Source organism: Actinosynnema sp. CA-299493 (genome assembly GCF_050946825.1).
Taxonomy (GTDB): domain Bacteria; phylum Actinomycetota; class Actinomycetes; order Mycobacteriales; family Pseudonocardiaceae; genus Actinosynnema.
In genome coordinates this window covers 225,145-243,118 of the sequence record NZ_CP191993.1, presented here as the reverse complement: position 1 = coordinate 243,118, position 17,974 = coordinate 225,145, and the positions used below count along the sequence as shown (strand labels likewise).

The window sequence follows — 17,974 nt, the reverse complement described above, 5'->3', positions numbered from 1 at the left end:
CTGATCACGCGGTCACACCTGGAGGCTGTCCAGCAGCTTGGTGAACTCGTCGCCGAACCCGCAGCGCTGCGCGACTATCTGCAACTGCTCGTCCGGGTACAGGTCGACCTCGTCCACGATCACCTGCATCTCGTGCTCCGGCATGCCGATGTCGGCGAGCACGGCGAGGTCGCCCTCGGGCCAGAGCTCGTCGTCCTCCTCGTCCGGCGGGTCGACGCGGAGCAGGTCGAGGACGTCGGCGGCGATGTCGTAGTCGAGCGCCGCCGCCGCGTCGGACAGCAGGAGGGACACCCCGCCGGGCACCGGCCGAAGGACGATGAAGAACTCGTCGTCCACCGCCAGCAGCCCGAACACGGCACCCGTCGAACGCAGTTGGCGCAGTTCCGTGATCGCCGCGTCGAGCTCGGACAACGCCGAGCTGTCCATCTTGCTGCACCGCCATCGGCCGTCTTCACGAACGACCGCGACAGCGAAGCCGTTGACCGGCTCCTGGTGTGCCATGTGCACACCGTAGGGCCACACCTCGGCACCCGGTATCACGGGGGCCTCGGCCGCGGGCACGGGGGGCCGAGCGATGCCACTATCGTGGGATGAGCACAACTCTGCCGAACGCCAGGACGACCGCCTCCGAGCCCCGGTTCACCGGGCTGGTGGAGGCCGCCCGAGCCCTCCAGCCCAGGACAGTGGCGCTGCGACGGCAGGTGCACCGGCACCCGGAGCAGGGGTTGGACCTGCCCGCGACCCAGGCCGCGATCCAGCACTCGCTGTCCGGCCTGCCGCTCGAGGTGACCACCGGTGAGTCCAGCAGCTCGGTCACCGCGGTGCTGCGCGGCGGCAAGCCGGGGCCGACCGTCCTGCTGCGCGGCGACATGGACGCGCTGCCGCTGCAGGAGGACACGGGCCTGGCGTACGCCTCCGAGATCGACGGCTCCATGCACGCCTGCGGCCACGACACGCACGTCGCCATGCTGACCTCCGCCGCGCGCCTGCTCTCCTCACGCCGCGACGCGCTGGCCGGTCAGGTCGTGTTCATGTTCCAGCCCGGCGAGGAGGGCCTGCACGGCGCGCGGCACATGCTCGACGAGGGCGTGCTCGACGCCGCGGGCACACCGGTGGAGAAGGCGTTCGCCCTGCACATCACCTCCACGCTCCAGTCGGGCGTCGTCGTCTGCCGCCCCGGCCCGACGATGGCCTCGGCGGACACCTTCCACATCACCGTCAAGGGCCGCGGCGGGCACGGCGGCATGCCGCACGACGCGATCGACCCCGTGCCGCCCGCCGCCGCCATGGTCGGCGCGCTGCAGACGATGGTCGCCAGGCGGGTGAGCGTGCACCAGCCGGCCGTGGTCACCATCGGCCGCATCGCCGCGGGCACGACGACCAACATCATCCCGGAGACCGCCCTGGTCGAGGGCACCATCCGGACGCTCTCGGAGGACACCAGGGTCTTGGTGCACCGCGAGCTCCAGCAGGTCGTCACGCACGTGGCCGCCGCGCACGGCTGCACGGCCGAGGTCGAGGTCGTCCCCGGCTACCCGGTCACGGTGAACGACGACGCGGTCGGCCCGCACGTCGTCGACATCACGGCGGCGGCCCTCGGCTCACGGTGGGCGACCCACATGGAGGACCCGCTGATGGGCGCCGAGGACTTCTCGTACGTGCTGCAACGGGTGCCGGGCGCGATGGCCTTCCTGGGCGCCTGCCCTCGCGGGATCGAACTGGACCGGGCGGAGCCGAACCACTCGAACCGGGTGCTCTTCGACGAAGCCGCCATGGAGCACGGAGTGGTGGTCTACACCGCGTTCGCGCTGGATGCCCTGCGATAGGACGTAGGGGGAAAGGGCGAGCCTTCCTGAGGTTGGGGGCACGGCGGGCTTTCCTGCGGCAGGTCGCGCAGCGGCGGAACGTGCGGCGGCAGGCGGCACGGTGGCCAGGGGTGGAGCGTGCGGCGGGGATTCCTGCGGTAGGCCGGAGTCGGGGGTGAGGTGGGGTCGGGGCTGTGGGGTTCACGGCCTCGACTTTGCCGTCGGGCGAGGGGTGGGGCGAGGGGCGATTCGCGATCTGTGGACAACTCCTGTCCTGTGGACAAGTAGGGGGCACCGGCCCGCGCCGGCAGGATGAGCGCCGTGCGAAGCGTCTGCGTGGTCGGGCTCGGGTTGATCGGTGGTTCGGTGTTGCGCGCGGCGGCTGCCGCGGGGCGCGTGACCTGGGGCGCGACCGCGTCGACAGCCGACGCGGAGGCGGCTCGGCAGGACGGCCACGACGTGCTCGACCTCGCCGGAGCGCTCGAACGCGCCCGGGTGCACGACGCGCTCGTCGTCGTGGCGGTTCCGCTGCCGGCTGTGGAAGAAGTGCTCCGCGCCCTGCCCGGGGGCGTCCGGCTCACCGACGTGGTCAGCGTCAAGGGCCCGGTCGCCGACCTGGTCCGCCGGGTCGCCCCGCACGCCCGGTACGTCGGCGGGCACCCCATGGCGGGCACCTCCTCCTCCGGCTGGTCCGCCGGCCGCGCCGACCTCTTCCACGACGCCGCCTGGGTCGTCACCGCCGAGGACGACGTCGACCCGGACGTCCTCACCGACGTCATGGAGCTGGCCTTCGCGGCGAAAGCGCACGTCGTGCCCACCACCGCCCTGGCGCACGACGCCGCGGTGGCCCGCATCTCCCACCTCCCGCACCTGCTCGCCGCCGTGCTGGCCAGCGTCGGCGCGGACGGCGGAGCGCTCGCGCTGTCCCTGGCCGCCGGCTCGTTCGGCGACGGGACGCGCGTCGCGGGCAGCCGACCCGAGCTGGTCCGCGCGATGTGCGAGGGCAACCGCGGCGCGCTGCTCGACGCCGTGGACGACGCGTTGGGCCGGCTCGGCGCGGCCCGCGGCTCGCTCGCCTCCACCGGCGGCCTGGCCAAGACCATCGACGCCGGTCACGCCGCACGCGTGCGGCTGCAGACCCAGGCCGCGCACACCGACCTGACCATCGACCTGACCTCCCCCGACGCCCTGCGCGACCTGCGCGACCTCGGGTCACGCGGTGGCCGCGTCGTCGCGCTGAACGGCACGACCGCGCTCGCACGCACCCCATAAGGTGCACCGGTGGAGCGTCGCAGGCTCATCGCCGTCCTAGGGGGTCTCGCACTCCTCGGCGGCGCGGTGGTGGTGCTGCGCAACGAGTCCGCTCCCCCTCCCCCACAGGCGTTCGAACGGTTCCTGGACGAGAGGGTCGAGTACGTCCCCGACACCCAACGCGTGGCCACGCCCACCGACCTGGAGCTGACCGCGTTGGACCGCACGAGCCTGCGCGCGTCCTGGACGGCCACCGACGGCATCGGCCACGGCGGTTTCGAGGTGCGCTGGAACGGCGGCGCCCGGCTGGTCCGCGGCACCGAGACCGAGCTGACCGGCCTCGACGCCGATGCCGACGTCACCGTCGAGGTGCGCGCGCTGGACGCGCTGGGCGGCCGGTCCGCCCCCGCCACCGCGAAGGCCGTGCCGAGGCTCGCCTACGACGACACGTGGCTCGACGGCCTGGGCGCGCCCCTCGACCTGTTCGACGGCCCGGAAGCGCTCAACCCGCGCCGGTGGCGGGTCTTCGACCGCGGCGACACCGACTGCCTCTGCCTGCGCCCGTTCGGCGGTGAACGGCTGGAGATCGACTGCGACCGCGTCGACCTCCAGTCCAACGTGCCGCTGCGGTTCGGCGTGCCGGCGCCGGACGGCGCGGTCGCCAGGGTCTCGCTCACCACCGACGGCCCGGTCGGCGACCGGACGGAGGAGAGCGCGGTGCTGATCGCCCTGCTGCCCGAGCCGGTGCAGGACCTCGGTCACCTGGAGGAACCGTTCCCGCCGGGCGCCCTGGTCCTGCGCATCACGCCGTTCGGCGCGCGGTTCGTCCTGGGCGGCGCCCCGCTCGGCGAGACGTCCGGCACCTACCCGCCGCCCACGACGGGCGTGCGCCACCGCTGGGAACTGCGCGTGCTGCCCGGCTCGGTGGTGGCGCTGCGGGACGGCGTCGAGGTGGCGTCCGCGCCGGTGGAGCTGCCGTGGACGTCCGCCCGCGCCCGCCTGGCGTTCCGGCAGGCCCGGGGCACCCACCTGGACACGTTCGGGCTGGGCGGCGCACCCGGCACGCCGGCGCCGGGATCCGTGGCGCCGCTCGGGGTGAGCGGCGTGGACGACGGCGGGGTGTCGCTGGGCAACGTGGCGAACTCGCGGCTGGCGGGGGCGTCCTCGGTGCGCGTGGTCGCGTCCGTGGTGGCCGAACGCGCCGCGCCGATCACCGTCGAGCTGGGCACGCGGTCCGCGCCGGCGGTGTTCATGCCACCGGACCGCGGCCTCGACCCGTCCCGCCCGGCCGTCGTCCACGCCGACTTCCCGCTGCCGTCACCGGACTCGAACCCCGGGGTCAGGGTGAGCTCCGACGGCGGCCTCAACGTCTACGGCGCGCACCTCGTCATCGCCGACGGCCCGGACGCGCGCCACCCGCCGCCCCGGCTCGTCACCCGTCCGCCATCGGCCCCTCTGGTGCCCTCACCAGCGGTTTCCGTCGTCCACGAGGCCGCGGGCGAGGCCACCGGGTTCCCGAACGAGGGCAAGGTGCGGTTGGCGGTCGAGTTCGCCGACGCGCGGGCGCACGAGGTCGCCGCCGTCAAGGGAGTGGAGGTCGACCTCGACGGCGAGCGGATCGCGGTCCTGCCGACGAACGGCTCGGCCGGCGGGCGGCACGAGTTCCTGGTCGACCTCGCCGGGTTGGCCGGCGGCCGGCACGAGTTGGCCGTGCGGGTGCTCCCGGTGGACGAACGGCACGACGTGCGGTCGTTCGAGATCCGGCCGCTCTAGCCCTCGTTGGTCTCGGGTGCGCAACGACGTGGTGACCGCGGTCACCACGCCACCTAGCTTGGCTCAATGGAACGTCGCCGGATCGCCCTCGTCGCCGCCGGTGTGGTGCTGTTCGCCGGCGTGATCACCGTGTTGCGGACCACCGGTGTCGGCGAACCCGTCGCCGCGACGACCACCTCCACGCCGCCTCCCACGTCGCTGGCCCCGTACACCGCCGAGGGCGTGCTGGCGCCGACGGCCGGTCCGCCGCCGGAGTCGCCGCGCGAGGTGCGCGTGTCGTCCGGACCGCGTCGATTGCAGCTGCGGTGGACCGGTGACGCGCCCGGCTACGAGGTCCGGTGGGGCGAGCCCGGCCGGCTCGACCACTCCCGGTTGGTCACCGACCGCGTGATGCAGATCGACGGGCTCGAGGACGAGCGGATGCAGGAGGTCGCGGTGTACGCCGTGGACTCGTTCGGGCAGCGCTCCTCCCCCGCGAGGTCCACCGGGACGCCGCACGCCGGACCGTCGGGCGACTACGCCCTGGAGGACCGGTTCGACCAGCCGGACGCGCCCGACCCGACCCGGTGGCGGTTGGCGTCGCGCGGCAACTGCGCGCGGGCCACGCCCGGTCAGGACGACGACGGGCGGCGGCTCGTGCTCAGCAGCAACTGCGCGGCGGCTCCGGCGACGTTGCGGTCGCGCACGCCGTTCGTGCTGCGGGACGCCGACGAGCTCGGCCGGTTCGTGGTGGAGACCGACGCGCCCGGCGGTGACGGCGAGCTGGCGCTCGACCTCGTGCCGGGGCCGGTGTCGCTGGTCAGCGGTGACGCGCCGCCGCCGGACGCGGTGCGGCTGCGGGTGGCGACGAGCGCGGGCGCGACGTCCGTGCAGGTCGTCGTGGCCGCCGGGACGCCGACCACGGCGGTGCGCGCGGTGCCCGCGTTGGAGACCGGGCTGAGCCACCGGTGGGAGCTGGCGCTGCGGCGTGACGGCGTGCGGGTGCTGTTCGACGGTGACGTGGTCGCGACCAGCCCGGCGGTGCCCTCGTGGCGCGAGGCGACGGCGCTGGTGTCGGTGGCCGGGCCGACCGGGCAGCGCGCGGCGGTCAGCCTGATCGCGTTCGACGCGGCGCGGGCCGCCACGCCCGCGTGGGTGCCGGGGCCCGAGGTCGAGGTGTCGGTGGCGGTCGAGGCGGCCGAGGTGGGGGCGGCGCGGGCGCTGCCCGGGGTGACGGGCGGGCAGTTGCGGATGGCGTTGCTGCACAGCGACGAGTCGCCGGGAGCGCCGTCGTTCAGCGTGTCGGTGGGCGGGGTAGTGGTGCCCCTGCGGGCCGCGTCGACCGGTGCGCCGTGGCGGGCCGGTGTGGCCTACCCGGTGGTGGCGGACCTGCCGGCGGAGGCGTTGCGGGTCGGGTCGTCGGGCAGGCTCGCGGTCACGCTGGTGACCGGGCTGCGGGTGCAGGCCACGCACGTGGACCTGGAGTTGAGCGGGTCGTCCCCGGCCCCGCCGCCGACCACCGCGAAGGCGCCGTTGATCGGGCAGGAGCCGGAACTGGCGCGGGTCGACGGCAGGGTGCTCGACGCGAGCGGCCAGACCGTGCCGGAGGGCGCGGCGGTGCAGCCCGGGCGGATGGTGTTCGACCTGGCGCTCGAAGGGCGGACGGGGGTGCGGTTGGCGGGGCTGGCCGGGTTCTCCGTGCGGGTGGACGACGACCGGGTGGCCGTGGTGCCGACCGCGTCCGGTGGGCCCGGTGTCGCCGGGAAGTACCGGTTCGCGCTGACCACGAGCGGCTTGTCGCCGGGGCCGCACATGATCGAGGTCCGGCTGTTCGGCACGTCCGCTGAGACCCGTCCCACCTCGGCTTACATCCCGTTCTTCGTCGGCCGGTGAGAGGATGGGGCGCATGTCGCGCCCCCTCATCCTCGACGCCGCACGCACCCCGTTCGGCCGCTACCGCGGTGGGCTGTCCGGTGTGCGCGTGGACGACCTGGCCGCGCTGCCCATCGTGGAGCTGCTGCGCCGGCACCCGTCGCTCGACCCCGCGTCGATCGACGACGTGCTGCTCGGCAACACCAACGGCGCGGGCGAGGAGAACCGCGATGTCGGGCGGATGGCGGCGTTGCTGGCCGGGCTGCCGACCTCGGTGCCGGGGGTGACGATCAACCGGCTGTGCGCGTCGGGCGGTGAGGCGATCGTGCAGGCGGCGCGGGCGTTGGCGCTCGGTGACGCCTCGCTGCTCGTCGCCGGCGGGGTGGAGGGGATGACGCGGGCGCCGTTCGTCGTGCCGCGGCCGGACAAGCCGTTCGCCGACCGGTTGGAGCCGGTGTCGACGGCGCTCGGGTGGCGGCTGGTGAACCCGCGGATGAAGGCCGAGTGGACCGTGCCGCTGGGGCGTGCGGCGGAGGACGTCGCGGTGTCGTTGGGCATCACGCGGGAGCAGATGGACCTGTTCGCGCTGCGGTCGCACCGGCGCGCGTCGGCGGCCTGGGACGCGGGGGTGCACGACGGGTTCGCGTTCCCGGTGCAGCTGCCGGACGGCGCGCCGGTGCGGCGGGACGAGTCCGTGCGGCCGGAGACGTCGGCGGACAGGTTGGGGAAGCTGAAGTCGGCGTTCTCGGAGAGCGGGCCGGTGACGGCGGGCAACTCGTCGCCGTTGAACGACGGCGCGGCGGCGGTGCTGATGGGGTCGGAGGAGGTGGCGTCCTCGTTGGGGGTCACGCCGCTGGGTGAGTTCCTCGGGTCGGCCGTGACCGCGGAGGACCCGCAGCGGTTCACCCTGGCCCCGGTGTCGGCGATCCGGAAGCTGCTGGGTCGGTTGACGATCGAGTCGGCGCAGGTCGACCTGTGGGAGATCAACGAGGCGTTCGCGGCGATGGCCCTGTCGGTGCTCCACCACCTGCCCGAGGTCGACCGGGAGAAGGTGAACGTGCACGGCGGCGCGATCGCGTACGGCCACCCGCTGGGCGCCTCGTTCCCGCGCGTGGTCGTGGACCTGTGCCGGCACCTGCGCGCGCGTGGGGGCGGCCTGGGCGTGGCGGCGGCTTGTGTGGGCGTGGGCCAGGGCATGGCGATCGCCGTCCGGGTGTGAAGATCGCCTGATCGAGCGACAGCGGGACCGGGCGGCGGGTTGCTAGGCTTGGCCACAGCCGAGGCCGCTAGGCCGAGGAAGTGAGCCCTGGTAGGCCCGTCGGACGGCGGGAGCCAGGGCTTCGCGCTGTCACCACGATTGTCGTCGGTTGACGACACCGAGGTCGATCACTGCTTCCACCAGCGGCGCCGCGCGCCTGCGCCACTCGCCTCCGGCACCGTGGCACCACGCGATCGCGTCTGGCACCCACAGCGCCGGATCGCTGTGCGAGTTCAGGTGCTCGTAGGAGAACGAGTCGACCGGCGCACCGCGGTCGCACAGCGCCTGGAAGATGACGCGACGGTCGACGCCGTCCTCCGCCGGACCACGCGCGTCGAGCACCAACCGCTTGACCCTCTCGTCGAGCAGATCGGTCACCAACCGCGCCAGGCACCTCTGCCGCACGACCTCCGACGGACCTCGGCCCAGGTAGACGCGGCTGCGGAAACCGGCGTCGACCAACCGCCCGACGACGTCCTTGCGGATCGTGTCGCTCTCGCTCTTGAAGTGGAGCCTGCGCTCACCGGCGACGCGGAGCCGCCGCATCAGGGTTCGGACCGCGAGCAACTGGCGCGTTTCGATGAACACGGCCACGAGCAGGTAACTGGATCGACGGGACTCGTCGACGAAGACATGTGCGCTCACCCAACGATCGTTGCGTGCTCGCAAGAGGGGCAAACGATTGCTCGCCCGATCTGATGATCAGGCCCCGGGCGGGCCGGGGGTCAGATCCGGTAGGCGATGCGGGGGTAGTCGACGACCAGGCCCGTCCGGTCCACGGTGATGTCCTGTTCGAACTCGCCGTGGGTGAAGGAGACGACCGCGCGGTCGTCGCTGATCGAGACCGTGCGGTAGCGCTGGCGGACCAGTTGGACCGACAGGTCGGGCAGGGTCACGTAGACGACCGGGATCTCGTGCTCGCCCTCCTCCTGCTGGAGGTTGAGGCGGCGGATCGGGATGGCGTTGAACAGGACCGCGAACTGCACGTCCACGTCCACCGCGCCGTCGAAGTCCGCCCGCTCCGCGCCCTGGCCGGAGTCGACCAGCCAGAGGCCCTCCGGCGACCGGCTGACCGAGATCTGCCGCTCCTCCGACACCGTGGCGGTCCGCAGCAGCAGTCGCTTCACCGCGCCGGTCTCGCCGACCGACACCTCGAACGACCCGCTGAACTGCTCGGCCGGGCCGGCGGTCACCAACCGGCCCGAGGCGCGGAGCTTGCGCTCCGAGAGCAGGAAGCGCACCTGCTCCAGCCTGGGCACGTCGTAGCCCTGCCAGGTCACCATCTGCGCGGCCGCGGAACGGGTGCTCTCCCCCGACGGGGTTGCCCGCTCAGCCGTGTTGAACGAGTTCACTCTCCACCCGGAAGGATGTCCTTGGCCTTCTCGGCCACCGATTTGACCTGCTCTTCGTGGCCGAACCTGCCTGCGACGAACTCGGCGGCCTGGTCGATGCCCGCATCGACCTTCTCGTGGTTCTGCTCGAGCAGCTCGGACGCCTTGTTCTTGATCTCGTCGAAGTTCATCGTGCTCCTTCGCACTCCTGACGCAGGCTACCCGAATCGACCGCGCGTCCCCAGCGGCAAACGTACCTCCGGGCTCGGCCGACCGCCCCCGCGCACCGCGACGGCCCCCCGGGAGAGTCCCGGGGGGCCGTCGCGAGCGATCTGGGGATCAGGCGGTGCGCTTGCGACGCAGGAACAGCAGCGCCCCGGCGCCCGCGCCCAGCAGGCCGATGCCGATCAGCAGCGGCACGAAGATCGACGCGCCGGTGTTGGCCAGGTCGTCGTCACCGCCGCCGCCCGCCGGCACCGTGGTGCTGGTGACCGGAGCCTCGGTCGTGGTGGTGGTCGTCGTCGGCGCGGTGGTCGTGGTGGCCTCGGTCGTCGTGGTCACGACGGCGCCCTCGAGCCACTTCGCCTTCGCCGTGGCCTTGACCGGGAAGACCTCGGACTTGGCGATGATCAGCGACTGCGTCTTCAGGTTGCGGTCGCTCGACACGAACAGCCGGCCGCTGCGCAGCTTGGCGCCGGCCGTGACGGTGAACTCGACCTCGCCGGGCTCGACGCCCGCGTCGACCTTCACCCACACCTCGGCGACGTTCGGCGTGGCCGCCGCGGCGGCGCGGGCGTTCGGGTCGGCCACGGGCAGCGGCTTGCCGTCCGCGTCGACGATGGTGACGCCCGCGGGCAGCTCGGCGGTCAGGACCGCCTCGGCGGCCGTGGTGGCGACGGTGAACGGGCCGATCTTCTCGCCCGCCTTGCCGGTCAGCTCGCCCGGCTCGACGGACAGGGTCGGCTTGGGCTCGGCCAGGTCCTCGGCCTTGGTGGTGAGGTACTCGTAGACGTCGTGGACGAGACCGTCCACCGTGCCGCCGTGGACGTCCTCCTCCTCCGTGGTGGAGTCGTCCTCACGCAGGTCGATGCCGTCGCTGAAGTGCCACACGGCCGCCTGGGTCGCGGCGATCAGGATGCTGCGCTTGTTCTGCGGGTCGAGGCCGTACAGCTTGTAGGCGTCCTCCACCTCCAGGGCCGGGTAGCTGTTCTGCAGCACCCAGTTGACCTTGGCGGCGTTCTCCTTGAACTTGGTGTCCGGGTTGGGGTGCTCGCCCCACGGCACCTCGACCAGCGGCTGGCCGTCCTGCAACGGGGTGGGCAGCTCGACGCAGTACGCCTTGGCGGTCTGCGAGTCGTCGCCCTGCTGGAGGCGGAGGCCGATCAGGCTGGCGTTGAACGCCTGGATGCCGTCCTTGTCCTCGTCGTTGTCCAGGACCTTGCCGTCGCGCTCCAGGTAGATGCCCATGCCGGGCTCGTTCGCGCCGTCGTAGGGCTCGACCTTCGGCTTGTCGGCGGCCGCGGGGAGGGCCGACATCAGCACGAGGCCGGCGCCGAGGATCGCAGCGCCGAAGCGCTTCACAGTCGACCGGGATGCCATTTGTCTCCTTGAGGCTCGCGAGGGTAGCCCGTTGGTGTGGTTCAAGGCGGCGGTCCGTGCCGTCCGGGGAGCTACTTGGCAGAGCGCTCCGACACCGAGACGACAGGAATCAGCCGAACACTAGCCGATCGCCCCCCACTCGATCGAGGACGGGGGACACCGTCGGTAGAACCGCCTGCCAGCAGCGAAGACCGAGGTCATCCGTCCACAACGGATGATCAAGCAGAGTCGACGGCCCGTCGAGAATGGACCGCGGGACACCTGTTTCGACGGGCCGCGAAACGGGCGCGGATCACCGAAGTGACGGCGTTCCCGCAGCTCAGCCGGTCCACAGTGGATTGCACGTAATACCGGTCGGTCCGTTTCGACGCCACACCGTTGCCGAACGGTGATCTAGGCGACCAAAGCGGACGGCGTGACCGGGCGGATGTCGCCGACCCGCAACGACGTGCCCGGCAGGCACAGGTCGCGCGCGGTCGGCGGCTGGCCGGTCAGCATCCACTTCACCAGCGACGCCAGCTGGTAGGAGATCAACGGCGGCACGGCGTCGCCCACGTGCCGGTAGGCGTTGCCGATCACCGACACGTCGAACCGGAACCGGCGCGGGAAGCCCTGGAGCAGCGCCATCTCCCGCACCGTGCACAACCTGTGCTGCTCGGGGTGCGCGTACCGACCGTTGCCGACGTGCCCGCACTCCCGCTTGATCGTGCGCGCCGGCTCGTCCCACCACAGCCGGCCGTACACGTCCGGGTGCGAACCCCACTTGCCCTCTTCGATGATCTTGCGCTGGGCCGGGTTCAGCAGCTGCTCCGAGGGCGAGCCGACCAGGTCGCCCCACGACCCTCCGTCGGCCGGGATGGCCCGCATCCGGTCCAGCGACCGGTCGCGGCGGAACGACGGCGACACGTGCATCCCGTCCTCGGGGTGCGACTCGCCCGCCTCCACCGGCGGCAACTTGCCGATCGCCCGCCGCACGGTCACCGCGCCGGGCCGGAGCTCCCAGCCCTGCCACAGGTCCTCGAGGGTGCGCAGCGGCACGCCGGAGTCCACCGCCACCACCATCGCCCGCTCGCGCAGCTGCGGCAGCCCGAAGCGCGACAGCATGTGCGTGCTCGCGTCCACTTCGTACCCGAGCCCCAGCAGCAGCTCGGCCAACCCGTCCAGGTGGTGCCGCTGCCTGCCCTTCACCAGCTCGCGCGCGTTCTCCAGCAGCAGCACCCGCGGTCGGAACTCGGCCACGTACGCCGCGACCCGGCCGACCAGCGAGTTGCGCGGGTCGTCACGCAGGTGGTTGGCCGGCGCGATCCGGGTGAAGCCCGAGCACGGCGGGCACGCCACCAGCACGTCCAGCTCGCCGCGCCGCAGGTTCCACACCTGCCGCAGCACGGCCGGGTCGAGCCGGCCGAGGTCCACCTGCAACGGGTCGACGCCGATGTTGTCCCGGTAGATCCCGTTGCAGCGCAACGAGCCCAATCGGGACGACGGCTTGCCGATCTGCGCGTCGGCCGCGCCGACGATGGTGAAGTCGCGGTGCGCTTGGAAGCCGAGGCTCATGCCACCGGCGCCGGAGAACAGGTCGACGACTTTGAAGGTGGGTCCGCGCACGGCGTGATCGTACGGTGGGCGCACCACCCTCAGGCGAGTGATCCCACCGGTACCGATCACCGTGATCGCGTACGTTGCGCGCCATGGAGCTCCCACCTGCGTGGCAACGGCCGGATCCGTTGCGTGGACTGGAGGACATGCCCTGGTCGGTGCTCGCCCACGGGGCGGGCGTGGACGACCTCCTCCGCCGCGTCGTGCACGACGAAGGCGGCACGCGTGAGGCGGCGTGCCGGACCCTCGCCGCCCGGCTGCTCGTCGACGACACGGTGTCGGAGGCGAGCGTGTGGGCCGTGCCCTTCCTGGTGGAGGTGGGCGCGAGCTACCGGGTGCCCGCGGACAGCCGCGATCGGGTGATCTTCCTGCTGGCCGCGATGGCGTTGGCGAGCGCGGGGTTCACCGACGACGGCAAGCGCACCCGCCGCCGCTGGAACGCGCTCGGGCGCGAGCTGCCGCGCCGGCCGCCGGACTGGATCACGCAGACGCGGTACGAGGTGGCCAAGGGCGCGCCGAAGGTGTTCGAGGCGCTGGCCGGCGCGGAGGTGGCCTGCTCCATGGCGCTGGCGATCGCGGTGCCCGAGGCCGTGCCGCGGCACGTGGCGGCCGTGGCCGAGGCCCTGGCCTCCGCCGACCGCTCGCCCCGGCTGCTCGCCCTGGCGGCCCGGGTCGCGCTGCACCTCGTGAGCGACGCGCCGATCACGCCGGCGGTGCTGCGCGCCACCGCGCAGTGCAACCCGGAGCTGCTGCGCGCCTACCGGGACAAGGCCTACCCGCACCACCAGCCGCCGTACGTGACCATGCAGCTGATGGGCTACCGGTACGCCTTCCTCGCCGCTTACGGCGACGGCGAGGAAGGCGTGACGGTCACGCCGTGACGGCGGTCGGCTCCACGACCGCGGCGGCGGCTTCGTCGTCGGCGACCGGCACCGCCGGCTCCAGCGGGCCGAGCGCGGTGCCCCACTCCTGGTCGGCGAGGGCGAACGCGGCCACGGTCAGCGCCACCACCGGACGGGCCGGCGGCAGCTGGTCGGCGTAGAAGTCCAGCTCCAGCCGCGCGCCGAGCGGGGACGGGCGCAGGCGCAGCACGCCGTGCGGCGCCTCCTCGGGGTGCGCGAACCGGCACGACCACTCGGTGAACACGATCGAGCGTTCCACCACCTCGGTCGGGTGGACCGCGCGGACGTTCGCGCCGACCGAGCCGTGCCGGTAGTCGTCCGCGGCGGAGACCAGCAGCTCCTCGAACTCGATGGACGACACGCCGAGGTCGTGCCCGGCCACCAGCGCGACCTGCACGAGCGCCAGCGGCAGCTGCGGCAGGGCGTCCTCGAAGCACACCATCGCGCCGCCGTAGCGGGTGTTGATCTCGGTGGGCAGGAAGCCGTCGGCGGTGGCGATGCCGTCGAGGGTGAACGTGCCGCGGTAGTCGACCGACTCGCGCAGCCGCTCGCCGACCCGGCGGGCCAGGTTGCGCATCTCCTCGCGGATCCGCGCGGGCGGGTCGTAGTAGGAGGCGCAGCCCGCGTACAGGAACCGGGCCTGGCCCGCGCGGCGCGGCACGACCATCTCGATCGGCCGCAGCACGGCGGTGCCGTCCGGGAACACGATCCCGTGCACGCTCACCGGGATGCCCTCCAGGAACGGCATCACCCGGACGAACTCGCACTTGGCCGCGAGCACGTCGAACGCGTCCTGCGCCTCCTGCCGGTCGCGGACGCGGCGGACGAAGTTCGCGCCGCCGTTGATCGCCGGGCCGTCGCCGGACCAGACGACGCCCGCGCCGCGGTCCAGGCGCTGGGTCGCCGCCCACAGGCCGTCGAAGTCGAGGCCGAGCACGACGGCGGGCGCGCGGGGCGCGGACAGCTCGTCCCACAGGCCGTCGATCGTCGTCTTGTTCTCCAGCTCCACCCACTCGGGGCGGCGGGCGTTGAGCACGGGACGGCCCGCGAACTCCGGCGTGTGCACGTACGGCGTGCTGATCACCAGCGCCTCGCCGCGCGGGTCGAAGTCCTCCAGCACCGCGCGGACCTCTCGGTCGGGCGAGGTGAGCAGTCTGGTGAGCCGGTTCTGCTCGACCGCGACGAAGCCGCCCGCGATGCCGAGCGGCACCCAGCGGGCGACTTCCGAGTCGTGCAGCGGCGCGTGGTCGTCCGTCGACAGCACGAGCGTGTGGCGGGCGCCGAGCTGGTGCAGCTCGCCGACGCGACTGCTCAACCGGGTGCCGCCCGCGAGCACGACCAACCGGTCGCCGAACAGGGTGCCGAGGCGCGCTTGAAGCGCGGAAAGGACGTCATCCATCGCCGAGAACTCGCTTTATGAGAAGCAGACGAGACAGCCGGCGAGCGCCGGTGCCACGCACTGTAGAGGCAGCCGATGGGATCGGCCCAGCACGGTCCGGCAACGAGCGATGGAACTTGCCGATGGGATCAGGGGCGGGTGCGCGAGATCATCGAGCGGCGTCGCGAAGTACCTGGTCAACCCGGTTCAGGAAGGCACGCGGACCCCGGCCCCCGGGGAACGGGAGCAGCAGGCCCAGCAGCGTGTCGTCCACCGACGGAGGCGCGGCGGCCACGATCGCGGCGGCGGTCTCCAGGAACCGCTGGCGCTTGGCCTCGTGCGCGGCGTGCTCGGCGAGAACGCCCTCGATGCTCGGGTGCATGGCTGGATGCGGGTAACTCACTTGGGTTGTATCGGCCCCACCGGTCCCGACCTTTAGGGTGAATTCGCACCGAGTTCAAGAACGCGAACGGCGCCGTGGACGTGCTGGGATGTGACCATGCGCGTTGTGGTCACCGGGTCGACCGGGTACATCGGACGGGTGGTGTCGGCGGAGTTGTCCGCCGCGGGCCACACACCTATCCCCTTTTCGGGTGACGTCCGGGTGGGGGCGCTCGACGGGCCGGTCGACGCGGTCGTGCACCTGGCGGGCCTCGCGCGGGTGCGCGAGTCGTTCGGCGATCCCGTGCGGTTCTACGACGTGAACGTGGGCGGCACGGTGAACCTGCTGCGCTCGCCGCCGCCGCGGTTCGTGCTGGCGTCCACGGCCGGCGTGTACGGGTCGGCCGTCGCGATGATCTACGAGTCCTGCCCGCGCGCGCCGGGCAGTCCTTACGCGGCTTCCAAGGCCGCCGCCGAGGACGTGCTGGCGTGGGCCGCCGCGGCGGGCCGGGTGAGCGGGGTGGCGCTGCGGCTGTTCAACGTCGCCGGTGGCGGGGATGAGGACGACACGCGCGTGATCACCAGGGCGTGCGGGGTGGCGTCCGGGCGGCTGCCGTCGATGGAGGTGTTCGGGGACGGGTCGGCGGTGCGGGACTTCGTGCACGTGCGCGACGTGGCGCGGGCGTTCGTGACGGCGGTGGAGCGCGACGGGGACGGGTACGTGGCGCTGAACGTGGGCGCGACGCCGGCGAGCGTGGCCGACGTGCTGGCCTCGGTGGCCCGGGTGACCGGCCGGGAGGTGGCGGTCGTGCGGCGGCCCGCGCACCCCGGCGAGGCGCGCGAACTGCGTGCCGACACGACCGCGCTGCGCTCGTCGGGCTGGCAACCCGTCTGCTCGGACCTGGACACCCTGGTCCGCGACCAGTGGGCGGCCGAGACGTCGCGCCGGGCAGCGGAGGCCCGCCCGGTGACGGAGGCCCGTCCGGGCAGGTCCGGACAGCTTCGCAAGGGTCCCCGCCAAGGGGAACCCTTGAAGTGATCCTACCGACGGGGTCCGACAGGTTCGGTGGTCTCACGCCGTCGGGGCAGTGGGACGCGGTCCAGGTCGGCGGCCACGACGAGGTCGCCGGCGAACACCTCGGCGGCCTCGGCGTGGAACAGGCGGGGGTCGGGGTAGCGCTGCGAGAAGTGGGTGAGGACCAGCTTGCGCACGCCGCACTCGGCCGCGACCCGGGCCGCCTGACGGGCCGTGAGGTGGCCGTACTCGACCGCCAGCGCCTCGTCCTCGTGCAGGAACGTCGACTCGATGACCAGCATGTCGGCCCCGTCGGCGAGCTCGAACACCCCGTCGCAGAGCCGGGTGTCCATCACGAAGGCGAACCGCTGGCCCCGGCGCGCCACGCTCACCTCGTCCAGCAGCGGCGGCCGGAGGTCGCGGATCGCGCGGCCCCGGATGCCGTGGGCGGCCAGCCGTTCGGGGATCATCGTGCGGCCGTCCGGCTCGACCAGGCGGTAGCCGTACGCGGGCAGCGTGTGGTCGAGTCGCCGCGCCTCCAGCCGGCCGAACGGCCCCTCGGCGAGCACGCCCGGCCCGGTGACCGGCTGCGCGCGGACGTCCGCCACGTCGTGGAAGGAGCTGGCGTGCCGGAGCCGGTCGAAGTACTCCGCGCCCTCGGCGGGGAAGTGCGCGTGCACGGTGTGCGGCACCCGGTCGAGCGACATGCGCTGCACCACGCCCGGCACGCCGAGGCAGTGGTCGCCGTGGAAGTGGGTGATGAAGAGCCTGGTGACGTCGGTGACCGCCACGCCCGCGCGCGCCATCTGCCGCTGCGTGCCGTCGCCCGGGTCGAAGAGGAAGCCCTCGGCGTCCCAGCGCAGCAGGTAGCCGTTGTGGTTGCGGGCGCGGGTCGGCACCTGGCTCGCGGTGCCGAGCACGACCAGCTCTCGTGGTGACACGTGGCAGAGTCTGCGGCATGGAGAGCTTGCAGGCGCTGTCGTCGTGGCCGGTGGACACCGCGGCGACGGCCGTGGTCGACGCGCGGGGCGAGGTGCTCGGCTCGCACGGACCGGTCGACCACCGGTTCCCGCTGGCCTCGGTGACCAAGCTGCTGACGTCGTACGCGGTGCTGGTGGCGGTGGAGGAGGGCGCGGTCGAGTGGGACCAGCCGGCCGGGCCCGAGGGGTCGACGGTGCGGCACCTGATCGCGCACACGTCCGGGTTGGCGTTCGACTCGGCCGACGTCCAGGCCGCGCCGGGCACCAGGCGGATCTACTCCAACACCGGTTTCCAGGTGCTCGCGGACTTCGTCGCGGAGGCGACCGGTATCCCGTTCGCGCGGTACCTGGCGGAGGCGGTGTTCGAGCCGCTGGGCATGGCGTCGTCGGTGCTGGACGGCTCGGCGGGCGCGGGCGGGGTGTCCACGGTGGCCGACCTGGTCCGGTTCGCGGCGGAGGTGCAGGAGCCGAAGCTGGTGTCGGCCGAGCAGGTGGCGGAGGCGACGGCGGTGGCGTTCCCGGGGCTGCGCGGCGTGCTGCCGGGGTTCGGGTCGCAGAAGGAGAACGACTGGGGTCTGGGGTTCGAGATCCGGGCGGGCAAGTCGCCGCACTGGACCGGCACGGCCAGCTCGCCGCGGACGTTCGGGCACTTCGGGCAGAGCGGCACGTTCCTGTGGGTCGACCCGGATGCCGGTGTCGCGTGCGTGGCGCTGACCGACCGCAAGTTCGGCGAGTGGGCGGCACAGGCGTGGCCCGCGTTCACCGACGGGGTGCTGGCGGAGCTGGGTCGCGCCCGGGGTTGACGTCAGCCACCGCAAGCCGGTGTTCGATCTACGCAAGTCATTGACAGATTC

At 73.1% G+C, this 17,974-nt stretch carries 17 protein-coding genes; 8 read left to right on the top strand and 9 right to left on the bottom strand.

Features of this window, described 5'->3' with window-relative positions:
* Positions 1–12: 12 nt before the first annotated feature.
* A complete protein-coding gene (locus ACQPYE_RS01205; protein WP_498718666.1) occupies positions 13–501 on the bottom strand; it encodes a tRNA adenosine deaminase-associated protein in 489 nt (162 codons plus the stop codon).
* Positions 502–590: 89 nt separating this feature from the next.
* On the opposite strand from ACQPYE_RS01205, the gene ACQPYE_RS01200 reads away from it, so the two are divergent.
* The 5 genes from ACQPYE_RS01200 to ACQPYE_RS01180 all read left to right on the top strand — a co-directional run bounded on the left by ACQPYE_RS01200 (position 591) and on the right by ACQPYE_RS01180 (position 7,899).
* Complete coding sequence (locus ACQPYE_RS01200) at positions 591–1,826, top strand: M20 metallopeptidase family protein (protein ID WP_498718665.1); 1,236 nt, start codon at positions 591–593, stop codon at positions 1,824–1,826.
* A gap of 300 nt (positions 1,827–2,126) precedes the next feature.
* On the top strand, positions 2,127–3,077 hold the full coding sequence (locus ACQPYE_RS01195; RefSeq protein ID WP_498718664.1) for a prephenate dehydrogenase: 951 nt from the start codon (positions 2,127–2,129) through the stop codon (positions 3,075–3,077).
* 9 nt (positions 3,078–3,086) lie between these two features.
* Positions 3,087–4,829 carry a hypothetical protein gene (locus ACQPYE_RS01190; protein ID WP_498718663.1) on the top strand — a complete coding sequence of 581 codons (1,743 nt, stop codon included), beginning with the start codon at positions 3,087–3,089 and terminating at the stop codon, positions 4,827–4,829.
* Between the two features lie 66 nt (positions 4,830–4,895).
* On the top strand, positions 4,896–6,701 hold the full coding sequence (locus tag ACQPYE_RS01185; protein WP_498718662.1) for a hypothetical protein: 1,806 nt from the start codon (positions 4,896–4,898) through the stop codon (positions 6,699–6,701).
* Between the two features lie 13 nt (positions 6,702–6,714).
* Positions 6,715–7,899, top strand: a complete 1,185-nt coding sequence (locus tag ACQPYE_RS01180; RefSeq protein ID WP_498718661.1) for a thiolase family protein — start codon at positions 6,715–6,717, stop codon at positions 7,897–7,899.
* A gap of 129 nt (positions 7,900–8,028) precedes the next feature.
* Here ACQPYE_RS01180 and ACQPYE_RS01175 read toward each other — a convergent pair whose 3' ends face one another.
* The 5 genes from ACQPYE_RS01175 to ACQPYE_RS01155 all read right to left on the bottom strand — a co-directional run bounded on the left by ACQPYE_RS01175 (position 8,029) and on the right by ACQPYE_RS01155 (position 12,473).
* Positions 8,029–8,583 (bottom strand): hypothetical protein, encoded by a 555-nt coding sequence (locus tag ACQPYE_RS01175; RefSeq protein WP_498718660.1) that lies wholly within the window; start codon positions 8,581–8,583, stop codon positions 8,029–8,031.
* Between the two features lie 80 nt (positions 8,584–8,663).
* Positions 8,664–9,290, bottom strand: coding sequence for a putative glycolipid-binding domain-containing protein (locus ACQPYE_RS01170; RefSeq protein ID WP_498718659.1), 627 nt, complete (start codon positions 9,288–9,290; stop codon positions 8,664–8,666).
* Complete coding sequence (locus ACQPYE_RS01165) at positions 9,287–9,460, bottom strand: antitoxin (protein WP_498718658.1); 174 nt, start codon at positions 9,458–9,460, stop codon at positions 9,287–9,289. Before ACQPYE_RS01165 ends, ACQPYE_RS01170 begins: the two co-directional genes overlap by 4 nt.
* A gap of 148 nt (positions 9,461–9,608) precedes the next feature.
* Positions 9,609–10,868, bottom strand: coding sequence for a thioester domain-containing protein (locus ACQPYE_RS01160; protein WP_498718657.1), 1,260 nt, complete (start codon positions 10,866–10,868; stop codon positions 9,609–9,611).
* 393 nt (positions 10,869–11,261) lie between these two features.
* Complete coding sequence (locus tag ACQPYE_RS01155) at positions 11,262–12,473, bottom strand: DNA cytosine methyltransferase (protein ID WP_498718656.1); 1,212 nt, start codon at positions 12,471–12,473, stop codon at positions 11,262–11,264.
* 83 nt (positions 12,474–12,556) lie between these two features.
* On the opposite strand from ACQPYE_RS01155, the gene ACQPYE_RS01150 reads away from it, so the two are divergent.
* Positions 12,557–13,345, top strand: coding sequence for a hypothetical protein (locus ACQPYE_RS01150; protein WP_498718655.1), 789 nt, complete (start codon positions 12,557–12,559; stop codon positions 13,343–13,345).
* Here the strand turns inward: ACQPYE_RS01150 and ACQPYE_RS01145 are convergent.
* Both ACQPYE_RS01145 and ACQPYE_RS01140 read right to left on the bottom strand, forming a co-directional pair.
* On the bottom strand, positions 13,335–14,765 hold the full coding sequence (locus ACQPYE_RS01145) for a hypothetical protein (protein ID WP_498718654.1): 1,431 nt from the start codon (positions 14,763–14,765) through the stop codon (positions 13,335–13,337). The two genes, ACQPYE_RS01150 and ACQPYE_RS01145, sit on opposite strands and share 11 nt — an antisense overlap.
* A 148-nt stretch (positions 14,766–14,913) precedes the next feature.
* On the bottom strand, positions 14,914–15,126 hold the full coding sequence (locus ACQPYE_RS01140) for a hypothetical protein (protein WP_498718653.1): 213 nt from the start codon (positions 15,124–15,126) through the stop codon (positions 14,914–14,916).
* 117 nt (positions 15,127–15,243) lie between these two features.
* Here ACQPYE_RS01140 and ACQPYE_RS01135 point away from each other — a divergent pair, with 117 nt between their 5' ends.
* On the top strand, positions 15,244–16,164 hold the full coding sequence (locus tag ACQPYE_RS01135; RefSeq protein WP_498718652.1) for an NAD-dependent epimerase/dehydratase family protein: 921 nt from the start codon (positions 15,244–15,246) through the stop codon (positions 16,162–16,164).
* Positions 16,165–16,166: 2 nt separating this feature from the next.
* On the opposite strand, the gene ACQPYE_RS01130 is transcribed toward ACQPYE_RS01135, so the two are convergent.
* Complete coding sequence (locus ACQPYE_RS01130) at positions 16,167–17,081, bottom strand: ribonuclease Z (protein WP_498718651.1); 915 nt, start codon at positions 17,079–17,081, stop codon at positions 16,167–16,169.
* Positions 17,082–17,098: 17 nt separating this feature from the next.
* On the opposite strand from ACQPYE_RS01130, the gene ACQPYE_RS01125 reads away from it, so the two are divergent.
* The gene (locus tag ACQPYE_RS01125) at positions 17,099–17,923 is read left to right on the top strand and encodes a serine hydrolase domain-containing protein (RefSeq protein ID WP_498718650.1); all 825 of its coding nucleotides are present in this window, start codon (positions 17,099–17,101) and stop codon (positions 17,921–17,923) included.
* The last annotated feature ends 51 nt before the right edge of the window (positions 17,924–17,974 follow it).